The organism is Pseudomonas sivasensis, from assembly GCF_021391435.1.
GTDB lineage: Bacteria > Pseudomonadota > Gammaproteobacteria > Pseudomonadales > Pseudomonadaceae > Aquipseudomonas > Aquipseudomonas sivasensis.
This window is the reverse complement of sequence record NZ_CP090029.1, coordinates 4,821,339-4,843,885: the sequence shown is the minus strand read 5'-3', so window position 1 is coordinate 4,843,885 and position 22,547 is coordinate 4,821,339. Positions and strand designations below refer to the sequence as shown.

Sequence of the window (22,547 nt, the reverse complement as noted above, 5' to 3'; positions counted from 1 at the left end):
GATATCCTTATCTTTAGTGTTGTGAGCTATCTGGGCGAGTTGGAGTGCGAGTGGCATAAGTGAATGCGTATATCATTCTATTCCACTCCGAAAAGTCAAAATCTTCAGCGACTAGAGTTGCCATGTCTTCATTCATTTTGGCGAGTGTTTCGCCTGAACACATTACTCTAAGTTCTAAAGATAAGTAATCATGCCCGTCTGAGTTTACAGTATTTACAATGCACTCAGTAGGGCGAACATCGTACTTTCTGATGACTTCTTCCGCTTTCATAAAGGCGTGATTATAATTGTCGTCAGAAATCTTTAAACGTTGAGCGGCTTTTTTTGCGCTGTCGTACTGCTCGATATTGTATTCATTCATAATAGCCTCATCCTGAGTTGCTTTGATGTATGAACTTAAAATGCTCTCGAAAGCTTGAAATCTTCCAGTGCAAGTAACTAGTTCTGCTGCTTTGAGCGCACAGAAAGTATCGGTCCTGTCCTTTTTGAGCGCGTCACAATAGCGGTCAAATGCAGAAGTATAGTACCCCAAGTGCTTAAGAGATATTGCATAGTTCTTAAGCATGGTTGGGTGGTTGCCGCTGCACCGGAGAGACGCTTCATGACTTTCAAGTGCTTTGTCTTTTTCGCCAGTTAAGGCGAAAAAAACACCAGCAGCCATAAAACCAACTTTGGCATCCTTACTTTTAAGTGCTTCAATGTCGCGTTTGAAACTAGCTTTTTCAAAAGCGCTCAATTGCTTTTTACTGATGCTTAAATCATTTAAGCGATCAATGAGTTCAGATGCAATTGTTTTCGGGACTGCCATGGCCTCTCCAAAATTCGCCCCCATCCAAAGCGGCGATAATCTTATGCACAGGTTATCCACAGGATAATCACAGCGCCGTAGACAATTACAGCTTTTTCTCTACCTCATCGTCAACAGGATTTACACGCTCAGCTACAGCAAAGATGTCCTCATGCTCTTGGAAAGCAGGGGGCTTCAAAAATTCCCCCTTTGGAGGCAGGGTAGCTCAGCACAAAGGAAATCTCCGAGATTATGCGGCTATGCGGCTCCAGGCCTGTCTTCATCACACACTCTATTGTGATCATGTGCATTGTCGCTTGGGAGCCTTTTTCGGGACCTCGTCTCTGTACCGTTCCCTTCGCCATGGCAGATGGTGAAAGTTTCGGGTGCCGGCGCCGATCCGCGCCAGGTCATCAGGCAGATGCGGCTGTAATTTCCTCCAGTGCAGCGAGTTGGGGTTTTCCACCGGTGGTGGGGAACCCAGCCCTTTTACGAGCCTCTCGCGAAACCACCGAGAATTCCTCGGTAGTTGCCACGCAAACCCGTGTTATCTCGGCCGTGCAGATCCCCCAGATTTGGGGCTGCAATTATTTTGCATTTTTCCTGTTGCGTTACCACTCACAAAAATGCATCATCTTCATATCGTAAGTGGTAACGGAGGCAATATGGCAGGCCAAGACAAACAGAAGCAGCCCCTGTCGGCGGCAGAGCGTCAAAGGCTCTTCAAGGATCGTCAACGTGAGGCAGGCTTCAGGCACACCACGGTTTGGATTCACACCGAAACAGAGGAGGAGGGTAAGCAAGCAGCGCGGGATGGCAAGCCACTCAAACCGATGGGCACGAAAGATCCCTTGAGCTGGGCTGCGGGATGGATCAGTGAGAAGGGTAAGCAGTAGGTGAACGGATCGTTCACCTCCGGCGATCAGCTGAGAAATTAGCCGATCAGGTCGATGGTCCAGGCTTGGGCCATCTCAGAAGAGGTGCCAAGCCGCTGCGCGAACAGCGGCTTGGCGATCACACGACGAAACTTGAAGGTGAACGTCATGCAACTTTACCAAAATATCAGTAACGCCCTGAAAGGCCAAGATAAGCCTGAATTTGAAGGGGGTGGCTCGGTTGGCACTGAGGTGGCCGACTCTAGCGCCTTACATCTGCCCCTCTTCACCGAGAAGCAACGAACCTTGGTGGTTGAGCTCATTCTCGCAGAGCGGCGCCATGCTACCCGGTGGTGGACGCACCTGAGCGAGATGCGGCGGCGTAGGGAGCTCCCTGAGTGGGTTGCGGCGGACATTGGCACTCATGATGAGCATGACCTTCTGCTTGAGAGTAGAAAGGCCGTCAATCAGGCTTTGTTCGGCTCGGATGACCTGGGCGGCGATCAGCCTTACCGCGCGGTGGTGTTGGAGTAGGGCTGGCAAACATCGGAACCTCCGCGGCATCTAGGGCACTACCCCGAAACAGGGTGGTGCCCTTTTTCATTTGTCGGCGGTCGGTGCCTTCTCAGCAAAGTAGATCAGGTTGAGCTGTATGCCTCCAACCACTCATCAACACTCTGGTCCTGTGGTGGCTTAGGTGTGTGTATGGGGGAGTAAGGACGTACCTTGTTACCGTCCTCCCTTATTACCTTGTTTCCGTGGTTTTCAACGCACGTAGTTGAATTCGGCTGAAACCCTTGTAGATCGTGCTCTGTAGCAGGTTCCTTGTGCCCTGGAGTTGTGCCCTCCTTGTGCCCTCCTTGTGCCTTAGTTGTGCCCTCCTTGTGCCCTAAAATCGCCGACCGCGCTTGATCAGCATCGATGGTCACGTGTCGGATTGACTGCACGTCAAGGCGCTCATTGGTTACGCTGCCCGCCAGCAAGAAACTGGATAGCTTGCCCATGCACTTGTGGAACCGCTGCATCCGATCTGGCATCTGCAAACCCATGGCCAGCCAGAACTTGTAGAAGTGGCTCCGCTCACCCACACGGAACTCGCCAGCAGGAAGAGGATCACCGGCCTTGCCGCCCGCCGTGGTCCGCTTTCTAGCCAGGTCCACGTTGAAGATGGCGTATGCGGGTTCACCTGTGATCACCGATGCGAAAATTAGAGTCAAACCTGCAGCTCTGCGCTTCCCGTAGTGACCAGTGCGGTGTCCCACGTACTCGTAGGCGTCAATGCCTGCCGCAACCAATACCGATCGGCAGATCTCCCGCGCATTGGCGTTCATCCACTCAGGCGGTACAGGCTTGCCGCTCGCCGGTTGAATGACGAGCTGCCCAAGCTCAATGCTCACCGCGTCACCGCGGCTAAGTAGTTTTGTGGCTAGGCATTCCACTGAATCGACCTCAGCGTAATTCGGCTGGATAAAGAACGGGCCGAAGCCCGCCAGCAGCTCGCAGGCAGGCACAAAGGACGCCGCAATTTAGCGGCGTCCTTTGTGGTCTCCGGATTACGACGCTTCGCGCATCAGGATGTACTTGGCAACGCGGTGTGGCGGCCGGCCTGGCTCAGTGGACTGATGCGTCCAGTAGGTGCGGATTTCGTGACCCTTTTTCCTGAGTCGGCGAATGGTGTTTGGTGGCTGGACAATATCCAGTTCCTTTGCGGCCTCGATGGTCGATACCGGCCCGTTTCGCAGGGCCTCCATCATCTTGCGGTCTTGCTCAGTTGAAGAATGGCGTGTCATAGTTTGCCCTTCACGTTGGTGCTATCCAGTGTGTTTTCGCTAAGGCGGTGTTCTAGCACCGCCTTGGCAATCTCCCGCGCAGTCCTGCGCAATCCCCACTCCTTATTCTTTTCGCACTTCACCGTGCGCCGACCTTTGCTGCGCGCTCGACGAACGCCTTCAGCTCGGATGCCAAAGCCAGGCGCCGGCGGCCGATCTTGAAAGTCTTGATTTCGCCTTGAGCGATAAGCTCGTATGTGGCGGAGCGAGAGATGCCCAAGATTCGGGCAGATTCCTCGACGCTCAACGACAGCGGCGCCATTTTTTGAGGTGCTTGTTCCATAGGATTCTCCAAATGCCCATCGAGAGTGATTGGGCAATGTGAGAATCCTATTGCCGTATTTGCATGTAGTCAACTGCAATCATGAGCTGATTGTGAACGCATGGACTTCGGCGGACGCAAAAGGTACGATTCGATTTATGCGTAAATTGATGAGTGCAGATGAGATGGCTAAGAACAAGCCCAACCAGGGCGCACGGAAGACAGAGACCTTGACTTTACGTCTCGACCCCAAGGTTAAGCTGATGATCGAGCTCATCTCTCGCATTCGACGACAGTCCATCACCGGCGTGGTGGAAGCTGCGATCGAGGAAATCGCTTTTGATTTGGACGCCCCGGTCGTATCGGCGGGCGAGCCATGGCCTATGTCTCTGCTGAGCGCAGTGAGCGAAATATGGTCGACAGATGAAAGTGAGCGCTTTATCCACCTATGCACCCACCTTCCTTCTCTGATTACTTACGAGGAGCAGCGGATTTGGGAAACGATTAAAGCGTCCAAAGTCTTTCTAACCGATGGCATCGAAGAAAACGCTCAGTTTTGGGATGTCCCGGGGGTTGGATACATTGACAAGCATAGCGTCCGAATTTGGTGGCCTGATTTGCTGGCTCACGTTGAGGAAAACAAAGAAAGCCGCACCATCGTGCCCTTTGAGCCGCCTCTCTAAATCAGCTCTACCGCGGCGGCCTTGGTACCTGGCGCCAAGTGCGCGTAGCGCAAAGTCATCTTGATGTCGGCGTGCCCCAGCAGATCCCGTACCGTGTTGAGCGGTACGCCAGCCATTACCAGGCGTGAAGCGAAGTCGTGCCGCATATCATGCCAGCGGAATCCGTCGATCTGCGCCCGCTCAAGCAATTTGAGCCAGGCGCTTTTGACGTCCTCAAAGCGACCGCCGCCCTGACCTGGGAAGACATACGGCGACTTGCTCACCTGCTTCTTCCAGGCTTCCAGCACACCAATAGTCTCCTTGTTCATCGGGATGTGGCGCGTATCGCTTGTCTTGGTGGTGGCCCCGGCGACTGTGATTGTCTTCGTGTCGAAGTTCACCGCTGACCATTCCAGGTCGAACAGCTCTCCGCGCCTTATGCCGGTATTCAACGATACCAACACCATTGGCTTCAGGTGATCGGTGAAGGGCAGTTGCAGCAGGCTTGGCATCGGCTCTCTGTGGCGGTCCGTCCGCCAGATGTTTGCACTCTCACGCTCGGCCCGCATTTCGTCCTGTCTAGCGTTCAAGGCATCGCGTAGGCGCTTGGTCTCGTCGGCAGTTAAATAGCGAATCACCCCCTTTGAGTCGACTTTGAGCTGTTTCAGCTTGGCCAGAGGATGCTCGTCGATGTAATCCCACTCGACCGCCCGGCTGAATACTCCGCTGATAGAGCCCATTTTCCGGTTGACCGTGGAGGGCTTGTTGCCGGCCTGCATCCATCCTGTGCGAATCTGCTCCAGGTCTCGCCCGGTGATCGCGTCCAAGCGCTGGGGCATGATTGAGTCGAAGTTATTGCTGAGGGTGTGCTGCGTCTTCTCGTGGCCTTTGTGATGAGCCTTGAACCAGGGCATATAGGTGTCGTCGATGAAGTCGCGCAGCGAGGGCAGGGTGGCGCCCCTTCGGCCTTGAGTGACCGCCAGAGGCTCTCCATGTGATCGGGCTTCTGCAAGGTACTGAGTGGCCTCAGTGCGCGCTTGATCAAGCGTGAGAATGCCGACACGGCCTAAAGTCTTCTTTCGGCCGCGGGCCCAGGTGACGACGTAAGACTTTGCACCTGCCGCAGTAACACGCACGAATAGACCGCCGACGGTGGTATCGTGAACCTCGTATTCGTTGCCAGTGACCTGCAGTGATCCCAGCAGTTTGGCTGTTAGCTTCTCTTTCAATTTGTTCCCATGGGTGCATTGTGGGTGCAAAAAGAACTATACGGGGTCGTTTTTACGGACACAACCGGACGCTAAGGCCAATAGATACTGGATTTCATCAATGGTGGCTGGACTTGGTTTGACCCTCCTAAGGGGAAGGTTGGCCGTTCGAACCGGCCCTGGGACACCAGTTCCAAAGCCCCGCACAGACTATTCTGGGCGGGGCTTTTTTGTGCGTGCTCGGTCTTTTCAAACAACAATCGAACCTTGCCGCCGATCAATGTTCACAGCAGGTGCTGTCGGGTATTTTTCGCGATGGTGTACCTCTTACGACGCCCTGTGTCGTCTGAGCTGTTCAAGCAAATTAATCCCCGGAAACAGCTCATACCGCCTGTCCGGAACCGGCCACCCAGGACTATCATGCCGATAGCCCTGTCTCTCACTGCAAGGAGCCGCTCGGAACGCCGATGCGTCAGATCTGGAAATCTTTTCGAGCCCTTTATTTCGCGTCCTTGATGATGCTGATCGGCTCTGGCCTGCTCAGTACCTACCTGGCCTTGCGTCTGGCGGCCGACCATGTCGACAGCCTATGGGTGGGTGCGCTGATGGCGGCCAACTACTTTGGCCTGGTTTTGGGCGGCAAGATCGGGCACCGCTTGATTGCGAGAGTCGGGCATATCCGTGCCTATGCCACCTGCGCCGGTATCGTCGGCGCGGCGGTGCTGGGCCATGGCCTGATCGACTGGTTGCCGGCCTGGATCGTGCTGCGGATGATCGTCGGCCTCGGAATGATGTGCCAGTACATGGTCATCGAGAGCTGGCTCAATGAGCAGGCGGATGCCAAGCAGAGGGGCGTGGTATTCAGCGGCTATATGATCGCGTCCTACCTTGGGCTGGTGCTGGGTCAATTGATCCTGGTCATGCATCCCCAGCTTGGCCTTGAGTTGCTGATGCTGGTGGCGCTGTGCTTTGCCCTGTGCCTGGTGCCGGTGGCCATGACTCGACGTATTCACCCGGCGGCCTTACACCCCGCGCCGATGGAGCCGCGTTTCTTTATCAAGCGCGTGCCCCAGTCGCTAAGTACAGTGCTGGGTGCGGGGCTGATTGTCGGTTCGTTTTACGGTTTGGCGCCGCTTTATGCGTCCCAGCAGGGGCTCACGACGGAGCAAGTCGGCCTGTTCATGGGTAGCTGCATTTTTGCCGGGCTGCTGGTGCAGTGGCCTCTGGGCTGGTTGTCGGATCGTTATGATAGGGCGCTGTTGATTCGTTGTTTTGCCTTGTGCCTGGCGGTAGCGGCCTTGCCGCTGGCGATCATGACTCAGGTGCCGCTGGAAGTGCTGTTTGTCGCGGGCTTCCTGTGTTCGCTGGTGCAGTTCTGTCTGTACCCGCTGGCGGTGGCGTTTTCCAATGACCATGTGGAAGGCGATCGTCGAGTATCGCTGACCGCCATGCTGCTGGTGACTTATGGCGTTGGTGCGAGTATCGGGCCGTTGCTGGCAGGCGTGATCATGAAGATGTTCGGCAGCCAAATGCTGTATGCCTTCTTCAGCCTGTGTGCGTTGATCCTGGTGTGGCGCATCCGGCCGAAGGCGGTGACCAATTTGCATCAGGTGGAGGATGCCCCGCTGCATCACGTGGCGATGCCCGACAGCATGTCGAGTTCGCCGCTGGTGGCCGCGCTTGATCCACGGGTCGATGAGCAAGTGGTGCAGGAGCAGATGCAGAATGTCCCTGATCCTAGTCCTGAGCCTGAGCCGGAAACTGATCCCCAGGCGCCAGTAGATGAGCCAGCCTTTGTCGGGCCGCCGGAACCTCTGGGGCCGGAAGAGCATCCGCATGACTTGAGCAGGGCGCGCCCCTGAAAGTAAAAACGGGCAGATCCCCAAAGGATCTGCCCGTTTTTTTGCCGTAATCTTTAATGATTAAAAATCGTCGTCCTTGTCGAAGCGCCGCGCTTCTCGCTGCAGTTGATACACAAAACGTTCGACTTGGCGCTGCACCAGGCCACTCATGTTGTGGAAGCGCACGCCGGCAAAGGTGGTGTTTATCTTCTCTTCGAAGTGCAGGTAACGCAGCTCGACCGAAGTGGTCATGCTGCCAAACGGCAGGGCGGCGATAAAGCGGTCGTATACCTGGCCCAGTTGCAAGCGTTCGGAGATGTCGCCTTCAAAGCGCAGTTTGCAGCCGGTGGCGGAGATATCGAGCAATTTGCCGTTGACAGGCGCCTTGAGTTTTTCGCCGCCGAGCTCGATGTTCACCAGTTGTGCCAGCTTCAGCGCGGCGCGAAATGCATTGCGGCGCTGATGGTAGACCACCTCGTCCGGCAGGCTGCCGGTGTAGATACGGTGGCCATCTTTTTCGCTGATTTTGAGGTTGCCGGTGCTTTCCCAGGCGACGCGCACGCCGTCGTGGAAGCCTTCGATACGGAAGGGTTCGCCGTTTTCGAGGTGGCGTTCGCCATCACGGGGGATCATTTCGTCCAGCGCCAGCGTGCTGCTGTCACGGTTAACGTCCACCAGATAGCTCTGGAAGCGCTGGCTGCGCTCATGGAAGGTGATGATCAGCGGGTCATGGCTGTCTTGCAGCATCCGCAAGGTGCCTGCGATTTCCAGAGGCGTGGTGAGCACCTTGGGTGGCTGCGGCGCATCTTCCGCATTAAGGGCGTTGAACACGGTTCTTCCATCTCCAGACAAAATACGACTACACGCAAGAACCGGCATTTTGCCAGCATGTGGCGCGCCTTGGATAGGGCGCACAGTAAACTGGCGTCAGGCTTGGCTGCGGGTGCTTGGCTTGACCAGGCGCGAGGTTGATCCCTGGGCGTTATACAGTGCCGGCGGCTCTCCGCCGTGGAGTATGCGCAACTGGTTGGCGGTCGTGGCTTGCTGAAGCTGGATCGACTGACCGTTAAGCAGGTTGGCTTCCTGGCACTGGGCGAGCAATTGGTTGAGTTCTTTGCTCTGGCTCAAGAGCTGATCGCCGACCGAGGAGTGGCTGGCCAGCTGCGCCAAGCCGTCGTGGTCTGCCGGCAGGCCAAGGCTGATCAGGATCTGGCTGCGTTTTTTGCCGTGCTGTTCCAAGAGGACAATCAGCGACTGTTTGCGGGCCAGAATTTCTTCCAGCAACGGCATATCCCGGCCGTAAAGGGCCAGTGATTCCTCTCTTAGCAGCTCCAGCAATTGTTGCGTCGGCGCTAGATCATCAATGATCAGTTGCAGCAAATGTTCGTCGTGATGCATGGCTGGCCTTGGGTTTTAAGCGTCCAAAAGCCCTGCGCAGGCCTTTGCCTAGCGCTCGGCTTCGAAATTAAGCAGCTTGCTGGCTACACGGTTGCTGTCGACTTTATAGCTGCCATCGGCGATTGCCTGTTTCAATTCGGCCACACGGGCTTTATTGACCACGGGTTGATCGCGCAGCGAGTCAGTGACCTTCTGCAACTGTTGAGCCTCATTGCTCAGGTGTACGGATTCCCCGCTCTGGCTGGCCTGTTCTGCCTTGACGGGCAGCGCCGGGGCCTTGGCTTCTACGCTGTCCTTGGTGCTGGTGGTGCGCGTAGTGCCTGACGTCGTCGGGGCGTTATTCAAACGGCTGAAATCGATGACCATGATAAAAAAACCTCTGGGTATTTGGACGCTTGCCATGTTTTCGGCCATACCCGGACAAACTTTAGGCGCGAATGACAATAAATCTCCGCACGGGACTTCTCGTGCACAGTGTAGGAAAACCCAGCGTCCTGTACCAGTAATCTATAAAGCGACCTCGACTTGCCCTGGGGCTGTCACCCGCGCCTTGATCACGCGGTTGGAGTTGAGGTTCTTGACTCGAATCTGTTCGCTCATGCCGCCGTTGGACAGTGCTTCGCCAGGCATTTTCACATTCAATCCTCCGCTGCTCGCGGAAATCACCACCTGATCGCCCTTGCGAATGACCTCGGCCTGTTCCAGATGCACCAGCGTAATCACCTGATCGGTGACCACTGGTCGGGTCAATTTCTGCCCGATGGCCTGGTCCACTGATGTGAGATAGCCCTGGTTGATCAGGCTGATGTCGCGTTCACGCAGCACAACGTCTTCAAAACCAATGATGCCGGTGCGTTTCAGCGGTCGGGCCACCACCACTACATCGCGGAATAGCTTGACCTGTGCCGGCACAAACACCGTCCAGGGCGAGGCGCCATCGCAGCGCACCCGCACCGTCACGCGGCCGATAGGCTGAGCGGGGCTTTCCAGGGTCGCTGTCAATTCCTTGTCGCACATAGGCATGCGCAGGCGCGGGTCCAACTGGTTGACCTGGATTTCATAACGGCCCGGTGTCTGGGTGGTCGCCAGATAATCTTCTACAGTGAACTCAAGAAAGCCCTGAGTGACGCCGATAAGTAGATCAGGCAAGGTGACGTTATCTGCGCGGGCCGTGGCGCCGAGGCAGGAAGCAAGCAATGCCACCGAGGCGCAGAGCAATCTGCGGTACTGTGGGAATCGAAGGCGTCGGGAAACTGTCGTTTTAATATCCATGGCCAATAAATAGCAAAGCTCGTGCCGTTTAGTGTTGGGTGCGCGTCGCACCTTCAAGGTTTTAGCGTAGGAGTCTGGGCATGGCAGGAGTAATGGATTCAGTAAACCAGCGCACACAGCTGGTAGGGCAGAATCGCCTGGAGTTGTTGCTTTTTCGCCTGGATGGCAAACAGCTGTACGGCATCAATGTGTTCAAGGTGCGGGAAGTGCTGCAATGTCCCAAGCTGACGATCATGCCCAAGTCCAGCCCTGTGGTGTGTGGCGTAGCCAACATCCGTGGCGCGACCATCCCGATTCTTGACCTGGCCCTGGCCACCGGTTCGGCTGGCCTGCAGGACCGCGAGAACCCGTTCGTAATCATCACCGAGTACAACACCAAGACCCAGGGTTTCCTGGTTCGCTCGGTGGAGCGCATCGTCAACATGAACTGGGAAGAGATTCATCCGCCGCCCAAGGGCACTGGCCGCGACCACTACCTCACGGCAGTGACGCGGGTCGATAACCAGTTGGTGGAAATCATCGACGTGGAGAAGATCCTCGCCGAAGTTGCGCCGACCTCGGAATCGATTTCCGTGGGCGTGGTGGATGCCGAAACGGCGCATAAGGCGGTCTCGCTGCGTGTGCTCACGGTGGATGACTCCTCGGTGGCACGCAAGCAGGTGACCCGTTGCCTGCAAACCGTCGGCGTGGAAGTCGTGGCGCTTAATGATGGTCGCCAGGCGCTGGATTACCTGCGCAAGCTGGTGGATGAAGGCAAGAAACCGGAAGAAGAATTCTTGATGATGATCTCCGACATCGAGATGCCGGAAATGGACGGCTACACCCTCACGGCTGAGATACGCAGCGATCCACGCATGCAAAAATTGCATATCATCCTGCATACTTCGTTGTCGGGCGTATTCAATCAGGCGATGGTCAAGAAGGTCGGTGCCGATGACTTCCTGGCCAAATTCCGTCCTGATGACCTGGCATCCCGGGTAGTCGACCGGATCAAGGCAGCAGATCACAGCTAAGGGCTTGTTGCCCTGGCGGTCTTACGATTTTAGAGGCGGTATCAGTGTCTACGGGTAATTTGGATTTTGAACAGTTCCGGGTCTTCCTGGAAAAAGCCTGTGGCATATTGCTCGGTGAAAACAAGCAATACCTGGTATCCAGCCGTCTTAACAAACTGATGGAGCAGCAGGGCATCAAGTCCCTGGGCGAGTTGGTTCAACGGATCCAGGGGCAGCCGCGCAGTGGTCTCAAAGAAATGGTGGTCGATGCCATGACCACCAACGAAACCCTTTGGTTTCGTGATACCTACCCCTTTGAAGTGCTCAAGAGCAAAGTGCTGCCGGAGGCTATCAAGGCCAGCCCGGGCCAGCGTCTGCGTATCTGGTCGGCAGCCTGCTCCTCGGGGCAGGAACCGTACTCTATCTCGATGTCCATTGATGAGTTCGAACGGACAAACATGGGTCAGTTGAAGGCCGGGGCACAAATTGTTGCCACTGACCTGTCCGGCACCATGCTCACTAATTGCAAGACCGGCGAGTACGACAGCCTGGCTCTGGGACGTGGTTTGTCACAGGAACGCCTGCAACGTTACTTCGACCCGAAAGGGGCGGGGCGTTGGGCGATCAAGGCGCCAATCAAGAGCCGCGTTGAGTTCCGCTCGTTCAACCTGCTTGATAGCTACGCCAGCCTTGGCAAGTTCGACATGGTATTTTGCCGCAACGTGCTGATCTACTTTTCGGCCGAAGTGAAGAAAGACATCCTCTTGCGCATCCACGGCACCCTCAAGCGTGGCGGTTACTTGTTCCTCGGTGCTTCCGAGGCGCTCAATGGCCTGCCGGATCATTTCCAGATGGTGCAGTGCAGCCCTGGGATCATCTACCAGGCCAAGTAATAAAGCGTACGCGGTCAAGAATGTGGAAGGGGGCTTGCCCCCGATAACGGTGGTTCAGTTGATGCATCTATCACTGATACACCGCTATCGGGGGCAAGCCCCCTCCCACATTTTTTTTGTGCGGCAATCCTCAGGATAGCGGCAAGCCGGATTGCCGCTTTACTGGCGCTACGCGGAGACCCGTTGCCGCTTTTCTGGCATTGCCGCCGGCAATATCCCCGTAAACCCTTGATTCATGGGCTTTTCAGAAACTGGCATGCGCTTTGCTATAACCCAGTTAACGAACAGCAGGTCAGCCTAAAGGTTTCCGCCATGAGCATCAGCTTCGATAAAGCGCTCGGTATCCACGAAAAAGCCCTGGGCTTCCGCGCCCAGCGTGCTGAAGTCCTGGCCAACAACATTGCCAACGCCGATACCCCGAACTACAAGGCTCGGGACCTGGACTTCTCCGCCGTGCTTGCCGCACAGCAGGACAAGACCAAGAACGGCACCTTCGCCTTGAACATGACCAACAACCGTCATATCGAAGCACAAGGTCTGAGCAGTGGTGACGAGTCGCTGCTGTATCGCACGCCGATGCAGCCGTCGATCGACCAGAACACCGTCGACGCCCAGCTGGAGCAATCGGCCTACGCCGAGAACTCGGTGAACTTCCAAGCCAGCTTTACGCTGCTCAACAGCAAATTCAAAGGGCTGATGTCGGCCCTTCGTGGAGAGTAAGCCATGTCCCTGTCCAGTGTTTTCAATATTGCCGGTAGTGGCATGAGCGCCCAGACCACGCGTCTCAACACCGTCGCCAGTAACATCGCCAACGCCGAGACTGTGTCTTCGAGCATTGACCAGACCTACCGTGCGCGTCACCCGGTCTTCGCGACCATGTTCCAGGGCGGCCAGAACGGCGGCAGCGATTCGTTGTTCCAGGAGCAGGGCGCAGCAGGCTCTGGCGTGCAGGTGCTCGGCGTGGTCGAAGACCAGAGCAACCTCGAAGCCCGCTACGAGCCGAACCACCCGGCTGCGAACGAAAAAGGCTACGTGTACTACCCGAACGTCAACGTGGTCGAGGAAATGGCCGACATGATTTCCGCCAGCCGCTCGTTCCAGACCAATGCGGAAATGATGAACACCGCCAAAACCATGATGCAGAAGGTCCTGACCCTGGGTCAGTGATAAGGGGCGCCAAATAATGGCCATCGTTGATACGTCTACTAATTCGGCAGTCCAGGACCTTTTCAATTCCAAGGTCAGCACTGCAACAAACAATGTCGCGAGTACGGCTGCTGCTGCTACCGGCAATCAGTCGTTGGGTAAAGATGCATTCCTGCAGCTGCTCGTCACCCAGCTAAAAAACCAGGACCCGCTGTCGCCTCAGGACAACGGTGCATTTGTGGCCCAACTGGCCCAGTTCAGCAGCCTGGAAGGCATCAACACCCTCAACGACTCGGTGAATGCAATTTCCAGCAACTTCAGCTCCTCCCAGGCGCTGCAGGCTTCGTCGCTGGTTGGGCGTTCGATCATCACCCAGACCGACAAGGCCCTGGTGGATACGAGCAAGAGCATGAACGGTTCGGTAGCTGTGACTGCAGCCACCGGCAACGTCGCCATCAAGATCACAGACAAAGATGGCAACTTGGTGCGCACCATTGATATGGGTGCCCAGAGCGCCGGCACTGCGAGCTTCATCTGGGATGGCAAGAACGATGCGGGTGAGGTGGCTCCAGCGGGCACCTACACCTTCGCGGCCACGACCAAGAATGACGCGGGCGATTCAGTGGCCCTGGCCACTTCGTTGCCGGCAACGGTGACCAGCGTGACTTTGAGCAAGACCGGTGGCGAGATGCTGCTGAACCTTGCGGGTGGCATGGGCAGCGTCAAGCTGTCGCAAATTCAGACTATCGGTACATAGAGCCGGCTAACTACGGCAGAGGGAGAGAAACATGTCTTTTAATATCGGCCTTAGCGGCCTCTATGCGGCCAACAAACAATTGGACGTGACTGGCAACAACATCGCCAACGTCGCGACCACTGGCTTCAAGTCGTCCCGTGCGGAATTCGCCGACATCTACGCCGCATCCAAATTGGGCACCGGCCAGAACAGCATCGGCAATGGTGTGAACCTGGCGGCGGTGTCCCAGCAGTTCACCCAAGGTGACGTCAACAACAGCGGCGGCGTGCTGGACATGGCGATCCAGGGCGGTGGCTTCTTCGTGCAGAAGGGCAGCGACGGTTCGCTGGAATACACCCGTAGTGGTGCGTTCCGTGCCGACAAAGACGGCTATATCACCAACAACACCGGCACCTCGCGCCTGCAAGGCTACGCAGCGGATGAAGACGGCAAGATCATCAAGGGTGGCTTGACCGACCTGCAACTGAACTTGTCTTACCTGCCGCCGAAGGCGTCCACCAAAGTGGATTCCACCAGTAACCTGAACTCGTCGGAGCCGGTGATCAATCAGACCGACAAGCCGTTCAACCCAAGCGACACCACCACCTTTACCACTCAGTACAGCACCACCTTGTACGACTCCCAAGGCAACTCGCACGCCATGGTGCAGTACATGGTGAAAACCGACGCCAACGAATGGAATGCCTACACGTTGATCGATGGTCGTAACCTGGATGGTTCCAAGCCGACAACGACCGGCACCACTGCACCTGTGCCATCGACCATCACTTTTGATGGTGCCGGTAAGCTTAAAGATGTTGTTACCGGTGGCGTGAGCAGCAAGACATTGACGCTCACTGGCTGGGTCCCAGGATCGGTGACCGATGGCAATTGGACGCCAAACGAAGCGACCGCCGGGCCAATTGCCGTGAATATGGGCAATATCACCCAGTACAACTCTGCCAGCTACCGCAACCCACCGACTACCGACGGCTACGCCACCGGCCAGATCACCGGCCTGAAAATCGACGGCAACGGCGTCATGTTCGCCACGTTCAGCAACCAGCAGAGCAAGGCCATTGGCCAGATCTCCCTGGCCAGCTTCAACAACGAACAGGGCCTGCAGCCTGCGGGCAGTACCGCTTGGAGAGAGACCTTCTCCTCGGGCCAGCCGGGTTACGACACCCCGCAATCCGGGACCCTGGGTTCGATTGTGGCCAACTCCCTGGAGAACTCCAACGTCAACCTGACCAACGAGCTGGTAGACCTGATCAAGGCCCAGAGCAACTATCAGGCGAACGCCAAGACCATCTCCACCCAGAGCACCATCATGCAGACCATCATTCAGATGACCTGATGCGGTAATGCTCCACAAGAAGCCCCTCGTGAGAGGGGCTTTTTTGTGGATGTAAGAAAAGTGTGTTTGAAACGGTCCCCACGCGTGAGAGCGATCAAACCGCAGGCAAAAGAAAACCCCCGACCAGCCCAGAGGGTTGATCGGGGGTTTCGAGTAAGCGCTGTTGGGCGCTTACCTGCTCAGCTTATTGGCAAGCTTCGCAATCCGGCTCATCAATCGCGCAGGCCTTTGGCACGGGTGCCGGACCGGCTGGAGCAGCGAGTACCGAGTCATCACCATGGTTGCCGCTGGATACAGCGTTCAGCTTACCGGTGTTGATGGTCGACTTCTCGGTGCTGGTTGCGGCCAGGGCACGGAGGTAGTAAGTGGTTTTCAGGCCACGGTACCAAGCCATGCGGTAGGTCACGTCCAGCTTCTTGCCCGAAGCGCCAGCGATGTACAGGTTCAGGGACTGAGCCTGGTCGATCCACTTCTGACGACGGCTGGCGGCGTCAACGATCCACTTGGTGTCCACTTCGAAGGCGGTCGCGTAGAGCTCTTTGAGTTCTTGCGGGATGCGCTCGATCTGCTGCACGGAACCGTCGTAGTACTTCAGGTCGTTGATCATGACCGAGTCCCACAGGTCGCGAGCCTTGAGGTCGCGAACCAGGTACGGGTTGATCACGGTGAATTCGCCCGACAGGTTCGATTTCACATACAGGTTCTGGTAGGTCGGTTCGATCGACTGGGACACGCCGGTGATGTTGGCGATGGTCGCGGTCGGTGCGATGGCCATGATGTTGGAGTTACGAATACCTTTCTGCACGCGGGCACGTACCGGCGCCCAGTCCAGGGATTCTTCCAGGTCAACATCAATGTACTTCTGGCCACGTTGCTCGATCAGGATCTGTTGCGAGTCCAGCGGCAGGATGCCTTTGGACCACAGCGAACCCTGGAACGTCTCGTAGGCACCGCGCTCGTCGGCCAGGTCGCAGGAAGCCTGGATCGCGTAGTAGCTGACCGCTTCCATGGACTTGTCGGCGAACTCGACCGCTGCATCCGAACCGTAAGGGATGTGCTGCAGGTACAGCGCGTCCTGGAAGCCCATGATGCCCAGGCCAACCGGGCGGTGCTTGAAGTTGGAGTTCTGCGCCTGTGGCACCGAGTAGTAGTTGATGTCGATTACGTTATCGAGCATGCGAACTGCGGTGTTGACGGTGCGCTCCAGCTTGGCAGTGTCCAGCTTGCCGTTGACGATGTGGTTCGGCAGGTTGATCGAACCCAGGTTGCAAACGGCGATCTCGTCCTTGTTGGTGTTCAAGGTGATCTCGGTGCACAGGTTCGAGCTGTGAACCACGCCCACGTGCTGCTGCGGGCTGCGCAGGTTGCATGGGTCCTTGAAGGTCAGCCATGGGTGGCCGGTTTCGAACAGCATGGACAGCATCTTGCGCCACAGGTCTTTGGCCTGGATGGTCTTGAACAGCTTGATCTTGCCTGGGTACTGGGACAGGGCTTCGTAATACTCGTAGCGTTCTTCGAAAGCCTTGCCGGTCAGGTCGTGCAGGTCCGGCACTTCGGATGGCGAGAACAGGGTCCACGGGCCGTCATCGAAGACACGCTTCATGAACAGGTCAGGGATCCAGTTGGCGGTGTTCATGTCGTGGGTACGACGACGATCATCACCTGTGTTCTTGCGCAGCTCGATGAACTCTTCAATGTCCATGTGCCAGGTTTCCAGGTAGGCACACACAGCGCCTTTGCGCTTGCCGCCCTGGTTGACCGCTACCGCGGTGTCGTTCACGACTTTCAGGAACGGTACGACGCCCTGGGACTTGCCGTTGGTGCCCTTGATGTACGAACCCAAGGCCCGCACCGGCGTCCAGTCGTTGCCCAGGCCGCCTGCGAATTTGGACAACATGGCGTTGTCGTGGATCGCGTGGTAGATGCCCGACAGGTCATCCGGCACGGTGGTCAGGTAGCAGCTCGACAGCTGTGGACGCAGGGTGCCGGCGTTGAACAGCGTCGGGGTCGACGACATGTAGTCGAAGGACGACAGCAGGTTGTAGAACTCGATCGCACGGTCTTCTTTGTGTTTCTCTTCGATCGCCAGGCCCATGGCCACGCGCATGAAGAACACTTGCGGCAGTTCGAAGCGGATACCGTCCTTGTGGATGAAGTAACGGTCGTACAGGGTTTGCAGGCCCAGGTAAGTGAACTGCTGGTCGCGCTCGTGATTGATCGCCTTGCCGAGTTTTTCCAGGTCGAAAGTGGCCAGGATTGGGTTCAGCAATTCGAACTCGATACCCTTGGCGACGTAGGCAGGCAGGGCCTTGGCATACAGGTCGGCCATTTCGTGGTGGGTGGCGCTGTCGGCCACGCCCAGGAAGCCCAGGCCTTCGGCACGCAGGGTGTCCATCAGCAGGCGCGCGGTCACGAACGAGTAGTTCGGCTCGCGTTCAACCAGGGTACGGGCGGTCATCACCAGGGCGGTGTTGACGTCGGTCAGGGCCACGCCGTCGTACAGGTTCTTCAGGGTTTCGCGCTGGATCAGGTCACCGTCGACTTCTTCCAGGCCTTCGCAGGCCTCGGTGATGATGGTGTTCAGGCGGCCCAGGTCCAGCGGTGCAAACGTACCGTCGGCCAGGGTGATGCGGATCGACGGGTGAGCTTGTACGGCGGCTTCTTCGGCCGGGGAGCGCACGGCGCGCTCTTTGGAGCGGGCGTCACGGTAGATCACGTAGTCGCGCGCAACTTTTTGCTCGCCGGCACGCATCAGGGCCAGTTCGACCTGGTCCTGGATTTCTTCGATGTGGATAGTGCCGCCCGACGGCATGCGACGCTTGAAGGTCGCGGTGACTTGTTCGGTCAGGCGGGCAACGGTGTCGTGGATGCGCGACGAAGCGGCAGCGGTGCCGCCTTCAACTGCAAGAAACGCTTTGGTGATAGCGACGGTGATTTTGTCATCGGTGTAAGGAACGACAGTGCCGTTACGCTTGATCACGCGCAGTTGCCCTGGTGCAGTGGCGGACAGATCCATATTCGAATCTGCTGCCAGCGGCACGGAGCCCTGCGGGTTCTCGCGAGTTGTGTCGGTTTGCATGGGGGGTTGTCTCCACATTCTATATTTATTTGGGCACCATCACGGTGCCCACCGTTCCGTCCTGAAGCACTTACAGCAGGCGTTGGCCTGGCATAACAACTTCGGGACAGGAGGAAGGGGGGCTGTTCGCGCCGCTTCCATGCCGAAGTCTTCGGTTCGGGGCTTTAATGCCCTTGGCCGTATTCCTGGTGGGTGACAGTTGCCAGGTTCAAGCACTGCAACACCCGTACCGTTTTCTGCTATTGGAGCTTGAAAACGGCTGCCATCCGCTTGAGCGGTTTGGGCTTTCAAAAAATGCTTGGGTTCGACCAAACAGGAGCAAGAAAGGGCTTGAGTTTCTTGTCTGACTTGTGTTGGGTCTTTTCGCTCAAAACCCTACATGTAGGGTTTTTTTAGCGCCGAGGTACAAGATAATGCGTTTTGGGGGGCTTAGCAACGCACGACCTGTGGATAACGCTGTGGGTAAAATGTGTATGAAACGTGGAACGCCCGTGTAGGCCGCAGTACTGCTGGATTCGGCCGTTTGTCACCGAATATTCCAATATAAAAACAGCCGGTTGGATTTTTGAGGGCGCGAACCCTACCACAAAAAAACGCGATCACCGAATGGATTTACCGGCTTGTGTTCCAGGGTTGGGGCATGGCTACAATCGGCCTTCAATAGAGGCAGTATTGTGCTTCCCGTACATGACAATAATTAGAATCGAGGTAGCGCATGGAGCAAGAAGCCTGGCAAATCCTGATCGTCGAGGACGACGAGCGATTGGCCGAATTGACCCGTGAGTACCTGGAAAGCAACGGCCTGCGTGTTTCGGTTGAAGGCGATGGCGCCCAGGCCGCAGCGCGTATCATCGCCGAGCAACCAGACCTGGTGATCCTCGACCTGATGCTGCCCGGCGAAGATGGCCTGAGCATCTGCCGCAAGGTGCGCGAGCGCTACGAGGGCGTGATCCTCATGCTTACCGCGCGCACCGACGACATGGACCAGGTGCTGGGCCTGGACATGGGCGCCGACGACTACGTATGCAAACCCGTGCGCCCCCGGCTGTTGCTGGCGCGTATCCAGGCGCTGCTGCGGCGCAGTGAGCCCGCCGAATCCGCAACGGTAGAAAACCAGCGCCGCCTGGAATTCGGCCCGTTGGTGGTAGACAACGCCCTGCGCGAAGCCTGGCTGCACGACGGCAGTATCGAACTGACCAGCGCTGAATTTGACCTGCTGTGGCTGCTGGTGGCGAATGCCGGGCGCATCCTGTCCCGCGAAGAAATCTTTATCGCCCTGCGCGGTACCGGCTATGACGGCCAAGACCGGTCCATCGATGTACGCATCTCACGAATTCGCCCGAAAATCGGCGACGATCCGATCCATCCGCGTCTGATCAAGACCATTCGTAGCAAAGGCTACTTATTCGTCCCTGAAGCCGCCGCCGATATGTCGCTGTGAACTCGATCTTCCTGCGTATCTACGGCGGCATGTGCGCGGCGCTGATCCTGGTGGCGCTGTTGGGCGTACTGGCCTTGCACCTGCTTAACGAGGTGCGCAGCGGCCAATACCGCGAGCGCCTCGCCCATGGCACCTTTGCCTTGATGGGCGACAACCTGCAACCCATGAGCGCTATCGAACGCCAACGTGCCTTGGCGGTGTGGGAGCGCTTGCTGGGGATCCCCCTGGAACTGCGCAGCCTCACCGACGCACAGTTGGACCTCAGCCAGCGCAACAGCCTGCAACGCGGCCAGGTTCTGGTGCAGCAGACCGGCCCTCACGCCGCCCGTGTTCTGCGTCTGGTCAGCGATAAAGAGCAATGGGTGCTGACGGGCGAGGTGCAGCAGATCAGCGAACAACTGGCCCGTGCGACCATTTACCTGCTGGCTGACGAATTGGTGCGCTTCCCCGTGGCCGAGCAGCCGCAAAGGTTGGCGGATATAAAAGAAGCCAAGGGCTTTGGGTTCGAAATGCACCTGATGACCCTCGACCAGGCAGATATGGACGACGACCAGCGCCGCCGCGTGTCGGAGGGCGATACGGTGATGGCCCTGGGCAAGGGTGGCGACTCGATCCGCGTGTTCTCCGGCATCGTCGGTACGCCCTGGGTGCTGGAACTCGGTCCGCTGTATCAAATGAACCCGTACCCGGTGCAGTGGCTGGTCCTGATTGCTTTGATTGGCCTGACCTTGATCGGCTTGATCGTCTATCTGCTGGTGCGTCAGCTTGAGCGCCGGCTGCGTGGCCTGGAGGCGGCCGCGACACGCATTGCCAAGGGCAATCTGGAAGTACGCGTGCCGGCCCGGGGAGCGGACTCGGTGGGTCGCCTCGCCGCGGCCTTCAATGGCATGGCTGAGCACTTGCAGCAATTGCTGGCGATTCAGCGCGAACTGGTACGTGCGGTGTCCCACGAACTGCGCACGCCGGTAGCGCGCCTGCGCTTCGGATTGGAGATGATCGGCGACGCTGCTACCCCAGAGGCCCGGCGCAAGTACCTGGAAGGCATGGACAGCGATATCCAGGACCTCGATGGCCTGGTGGATGAAATGCTCACCTACGCAAGGCTGGAGCAGGGCGCACCCGAGCTGAGTTTTCAGCGAGTGGACCTTGATGCGTTGCTTGATCAGGTGATTGGCGAATTATCGCCACTGCGCCCACAGGTGACTGTGGCGCGGGGTATCTGCTTGTCATCGGCCCACTGGGATAACGCCTGGGTCGACGCCGAACCCCGCTATTTACACCGTGCCCTGCAAAATCTGGTGAGCAATGCCATGCGCCACGCGCAGAGCCAAGTGCTGATCAGTTATCAGGTGGGTCAGGTGCGCTGTCGAATCGATGTCGAGGACGATGGCCCCGGTGTGCCGGAAAACGCCTGGGAGCGTATTTTTACGCCCTTCCTGCGGCTCGACGACAGCCGCACCCGAGCGTCCGGGGGCCACGGCCTGGGCTTGTCGATTGTACGGCGGATTATCTATTGGCACGGCGGGCGCGCATTGATCAGCAAGAGCAACAACCTGGGTGGGGCGTGTTTCAGTTTGAGTTGGCCGAGGGGGCAGGATAAAACCTGACCTATCAGGCGCTGATGCTCACGAGGCTCAAGAGCTGCCCATCATTCACCGCAAACTGCCCAACCAACTCCTTGCCATGGCACCACTCATCCGACAAGTCAGTCAGCAACCGCAGCTTTATATGCCCGGTCTCGGTCCACTCCACCACCTCGGCATGCTCAAAGTAGAAGCGCTTGTGCACAATCGGGTAAAGCGCCTTGAACAGGCTCTCTTTGACCGAAAACGTCAGCGTCACTAGCAGGGCAATCTGCTCTCGCGCCACACCGCCCATACGCTGCAGTTCGTCGGCTGTCAGAATTTCCCCGGCCAGACGCTCTGCGCGCTCCAGCGTGAGTACATTTTCCAGGTCCATCCCCAACCCGCGCCATTGCGCCTTGTACCCGACAATCGCCGCGGCATGCCCGGTGCTGTGTGTGATCGAGCCACTGATGTGCGCGGGCCAGACCGGTGCACGGTCTTCGCCGATAGCCGGGATGCAGTCAAGCTGATCGAGGTGTTGCAGAGCGGCGCGGGCGCACAGGCGACCGGCCAGAAACTCGGCTTGGCGTTTGGCCACTGAGCGCTGGATGCTCGCCGGTGCCGGCACTGCGCAGCGTTGGAAATCACCGGCTGCCAACAATGCCGGGTCGAAGTGAGTGCCGAGAAACACTGTTCCCGGTAATGGTTCGGGCAGTGGCCAATGGGCGTCGAGTGGTGTGCAGCAAGCGGGCAGAAGATTCATGGGCGGTATTTTGCCGAGTTGAGGCGCCAGAGGATAGCCCGCGGCGGCGCACCGCCTGTTCAGGGGGAGTTCAGGGGCTTTTGCGTAGGCTGACCTCAACAGCCAAACGCGTATGAGGTAACACCATGACTGCGATCAAAAAGCTGATGTTGGCGTTGACCATGCTCAGTGCTACCGCAGGGGTCCAGGCCTCTGATGGTGACTTTGCCGCATTCGGCCGCGAGAAAACCAAGAAAACCAGCACCTTGATTCAACGTGTCAGTTTCGAAGACGCGAGCAGTCAGCCTACGCCTTGGGGCCAGTCCCTGGGCCTTGCTACCCCACAGCCAGCCTACCGCACCGGTTACGCGCACCTGAGTGGCCAGTTCAATGGCATTAAACTGCGCCCGCAAGACCTGCAGGGCCGCTATGATGTCCCCCTGTCGGACAGTTGATTTGCTT

24 protein-coding genes are annotated in these 22,547 nt (G+C 57.4%); 13 read left to right on the top strand and 11 right to left on the bottom strand.

The annotated features are described in order from the left end of the window. Positions 1 to 13 precede the first annotated feature (13 nt). Positions 14 to 808 carry a hypothetical protein gene (locus LRO94_RS21875; protein ID WP_179179984.1) on the bottom strand — a complete coding sequence of 265 codons (795 nt, stop codon included), beginning with the start codon at positions 806 to 808 and terminating at the stop codon, positions 14 to 16. Between the two features lie 644 nt (positions 809 to 1,452). Between LRO94_RS21875 and LRO94_RS21870 the strand changes: the two genes are divergently transcribed. Further along, complete coding sequence (locus LRO94_RS21870; protein ID WP_179179985.1) at positions 1,453 to 1,683, top strand: hypothetical protein; 231 nt, start codon at positions 1,453 to 1,455, stop codon at positions 1,681 to 1,683. 147 nt (positions 1,684 to 1,830) lie between these two features. Beyond that, complete coding sequence (locus tag LRO94_RS21865; RefSeq protein ID WP_179179986.1) at positions 1,831 to 2,196, top strand: hypothetical protein; 366 nt, start codon at positions 1,831 to 1,833, stop codon at positions 2,194 to 2,196. 104 nt (positions 2,197 to 2,300) lie between these two features. Here the strand turns inward: LRO94_RS21865 and LRO94_RS21860 are convergent, their stop codons facing one another. The 3 genes from LRO94_RS21860 to LRO94_RS21850 form a co-directional block, all read right to left on the bottom strand. Further along, entirely contained in the window at positions 2,301 to 3,173 is an 873-nt protein-coding gene (locus LRO94_RS21860) for a hypothetical protein (protein WP_179179987.1), read from the bottom strand. A gap of 42 nt (positions 3,174 to 3,215) precedes the next feature. Next, a complete protein-coding gene (locus LRO94_RS21855; RefSeq protein ID WP_092359513.1) occupies positions 3,216 to 3,452 on the bottom strand; it encodes a helix-turn-helix domain-containing protein in 237 nt (78 codons plus the stop codon). A 118-nt stretch (positions 3,453 to 3,570) separates the two neighbouring features. Continuing rightward, on the bottom strand, positions 3,571 to 3,774 hold the full coding sequence (locus tag LRO94_RS21850) for a helix-turn-helix domain-containing protein (protein WP_065936199.1): 204 nt from the start codon (positions 3,772 to 3,774) through the stop codon (positions 3,571 to 3,573). A 92-nt stretch (positions 3,775 to 3,866) separates the two neighbouring features. Here LRO94_RS21850 and LRO94_RS21845 point away from each other — a divergent pair, with 92 nt between their 5' ends. Beyond that, positions 3,867 to 4,436, top strand: coding sequence for a hypothetical protein (locus LRO94_RS21845; protein WP_179179988.1), 570 nt, complete (start codon positions 3,867 to 3,869; stop codon positions 4,434 to 4,436). On the opposite strand, the gene LRO94_RS21840 is transcribed toward LRO94_RS21845, so the two are convergent. After that, a complete protein-coding gene (locus tag LRO94_RS21840; RefSeq protein WP_179179989.1) occupies positions 4,433 to 5,644 on the bottom strand; it encodes a site-specific integrase in 1,212 nt (403 codons plus the stop codon). The genes LRO94_RS21845 and LRO94_RS21840 overlap by 4 nt on opposite strands. A 446-nt stretch (positions 5,645 to 6,090) precedes the next feature. On the opposite strand from LRO94_RS21840, the gene LRO94_RS21835 reads away from it, so the two are divergent. Then, the gene (locus tag LRO94_RS21835) at positions 6,091 to 7,485 is read left to right on the top strand and encodes an MFS transporter (protein ID WP_179179990.1); all 1,395 of its coding nucleotides are present in this window, start codon (positions 6,091 to 6,093) and stop codon (positions 7,483 to 7,485) included. Between the two features lie 60 nt (positions 7,486 to 7,545). Here LRO94_RS21835 and LRO94_RS21830 read toward each other — a convergent pair whose 3' ends face one another. From LRO94_RS21830 to flgA, 4 genes are all read right to left on the bottom strand, one after another. Further along, entirely contained in the window at positions 7,546 to 8,295 is a 750-nt protein-coding gene (locus tag LRO94_RS21830; protein WP_032886767.1) for a flagellar brake protein, read from the bottom strand. A gap of 96 nt (positions 8,296 to 8,391) precedes the next feature. Beyond that, entirely contained in the window at positions 8,392 to 8,862 is a 471-nt protein-coding gene (locus LRO94_RS21825) for a flagella synthesis protein FlgN (RefSeq protein ID WP_032886768.1), read from the bottom strand. Positions 8,863 to 8,910: 48 nt separating this feature from the next. Beyond that, positions 8,911 to 9,228 (bottom strand): flagellar biosynthesis anti-sigma factor FlgM, encoded by a 318-nt coding sequence (gene flgM, locus LRO94_RS21820; protein WP_032886769.1) that lies wholly within the window; start codon positions 9,226 to 9,228, stop codon positions 8,911 to 8,913. A 141-nt stretch (positions 9,229 to 9,369) separates the two neighbouring features. Next, positions 9,370 to 10,134: a flagellar basal body P-ring formation chaperone FlgA gene (gene flgA, locus LRO94_RS21815; protein ID WP_032886771.1), complete on the bottom strand. Its 765-nt coding sequence runs from the start codon at positions 10,132 to 10,134 to the stop codon at positions 9,370 to 9,372. An 80-nt stretch (positions 10,135 to 10,214) separates the two neighbouring features. Here flgA and LRO94_RS21810 point away from each other — a divergent pair, with 80 nt between their 5' ends. From LRO94_RS21810 to flgE, 6 genes are all read left to right on the top strand, one after another. After that, complete coding sequence (locus tag LRO94_RS21810; protein ID WP_032886773.1) at positions 10,215 to 11,147, top strand: chemotaxis protein CheV; 933 nt, start codon at positions 10,215 to 10,217, stop codon at positions 11,145 to 11,147. A gap of 44 nt (positions 11,148 to 11,191) precedes the next feature. Further along, positions 11,192 to 12,019, top strand: coding sequence for a protein-glutamate O-methyltransferase CheR (gene cheR / locus LRO94_RS21805; protein WP_032886774.1), 828 nt, complete (start codon positions 11,192 to 11,194; stop codon positions 12,017 to 12,019). A 312-nt stretch (positions 12,020 to 12,331) separates the two neighbouring features. Then, positions 12,332 to 12,739: a flagellar basal body rod protein FlgB gene (gene flgB, locus LRO94_RS21800; protein ID WP_032886775.1), complete on the top strand. Its 408-nt coding sequence runs from the start codon at positions 12,332 to 12,334 to the stop codon at positions 12,737 to 12,739. A 3-nt stretch (positions 12,740 to 12,742) separates the two neighbouring features. Next, positions 12,743 to 13,186, top strand: a complete 444-nt coding sequence (flgC, locus tag LRO94_RS21795) for a flagellar basal body rod protein FlgC (protein ID WP_032886776.1) — start codon at positions 12,743 to 12,745, stop codon at positions 13,184 to 13,186. 16 nt (positions 13,187 to 13,202) lie between these two features. Then, positions 13,203 to 13,922, top strand: coding sequence for a flagellar hook assembly protein FlgD (flgD, locus tag LRO94_RS21790; RefSeq protein ID WP_032886778.1), 720 nt, complete (start codon positions 13,203 to 13,205; stop codon positions 13,920 to 13,922). A 31-nt stretch (positions 13,923 to 13,953) separates the two neighbouring features. Then, positions 13,954 to 15,258 carry a flagellar hook protein FlgE gene (gene flgE / locus LRO94_RS21785; protein WP_032886780.1) on the top strand — a complete coding sequence of 435 codons (1,305 nt, stop codon included), beginning with the start codon at positions 13,954 to 13,956 and terminating at the stop codon, positions 15,256 to 15,258. Positions 15,259 to 15,442: 184 nt separating this feature from the next. Here flgE and LRO94_RS21780 read toward each other — a convergent pair whose 3' ends face one another. Then, entirely contained in the window at positions 15,443 to 18,337 is a 2,895-nt protein-coding gene (locus LRO94_RS21780; RefSeq protein WP_032886782.1) for a ribonucleoside-diphosphate reductase subunit alpha, read from the bottom strand. A 715-nt stretch (positions 18,338 to 19,052) separates the two neighbouring features. Between LRO94_RS21780 and LRO94_RS21775 the strand changes: the two genes are divergently transcribed. Both LRO94_RS21775 and LRO94_RS21770 read left to right on the top strand, forming a co-directional pair. Next, a complete protein-coding gene (locus LRO94_RS21775; protein WP_179179991.1) occupies positions 19,053 to 19,778 on the top strand; it encodes a response regulator in 726 nt (241 codons plus the stop codon). Continuing rightward, positions 19,775 to 21,385, top strand: a complete 1,611-nt coding sequence (locus LRO94_RS21770; RefSeq protein WP_032886785.1) for an ATP-binding protein — start codon at positions 19,775 to 19,777, stop codon at positions 21,383 to 21,385. Before LRO94_RS21775 ends, LRO94_RS21770 begins: the two co-directional genes overlap by 4 nt. Before the next feature lie 4 nt (positions 21,386 to 21,389). Here the strand turns inward: LRO94_RS21770 and LRO94_RS21765 are convergent, their stop codons facing one another. Next, positions 21,390 to 22,106 carry a 4'-phosphopantetheinyl transferase family protein gene (locus LRO94_RS21765; RefSeq protein ID WP_179179992.1) on the bottom strand — a complete coding sequence of 239 codons (717 nt, stop codon included), beginning with the start codon at positions 22,104 to 22,106 and terminating at the stop codon, positions 21,390 to 21,392. 125 nt (positions 22,107 to 22,231) lie between these two features. Between LRO94_RS21765 and LRO94_RS21760 the strand changes: the two genes are divergently transcribed. After that, the gene (locus tag LRO94_RS21760; RefSeq protein ID WP_032886787.1) at positions 22,232 to 22,540 is read left to right on the top strand and encodes a hypothetical protein; all 309 of its coding nucleotides are present in this window, start codon (positions 22,232 to 22,234) and stop codon (positions 22,538 to 22,540) included. The last annotated feature ends 7 nt before the right edge of the window (positions 22,541 to 22,547 follow it).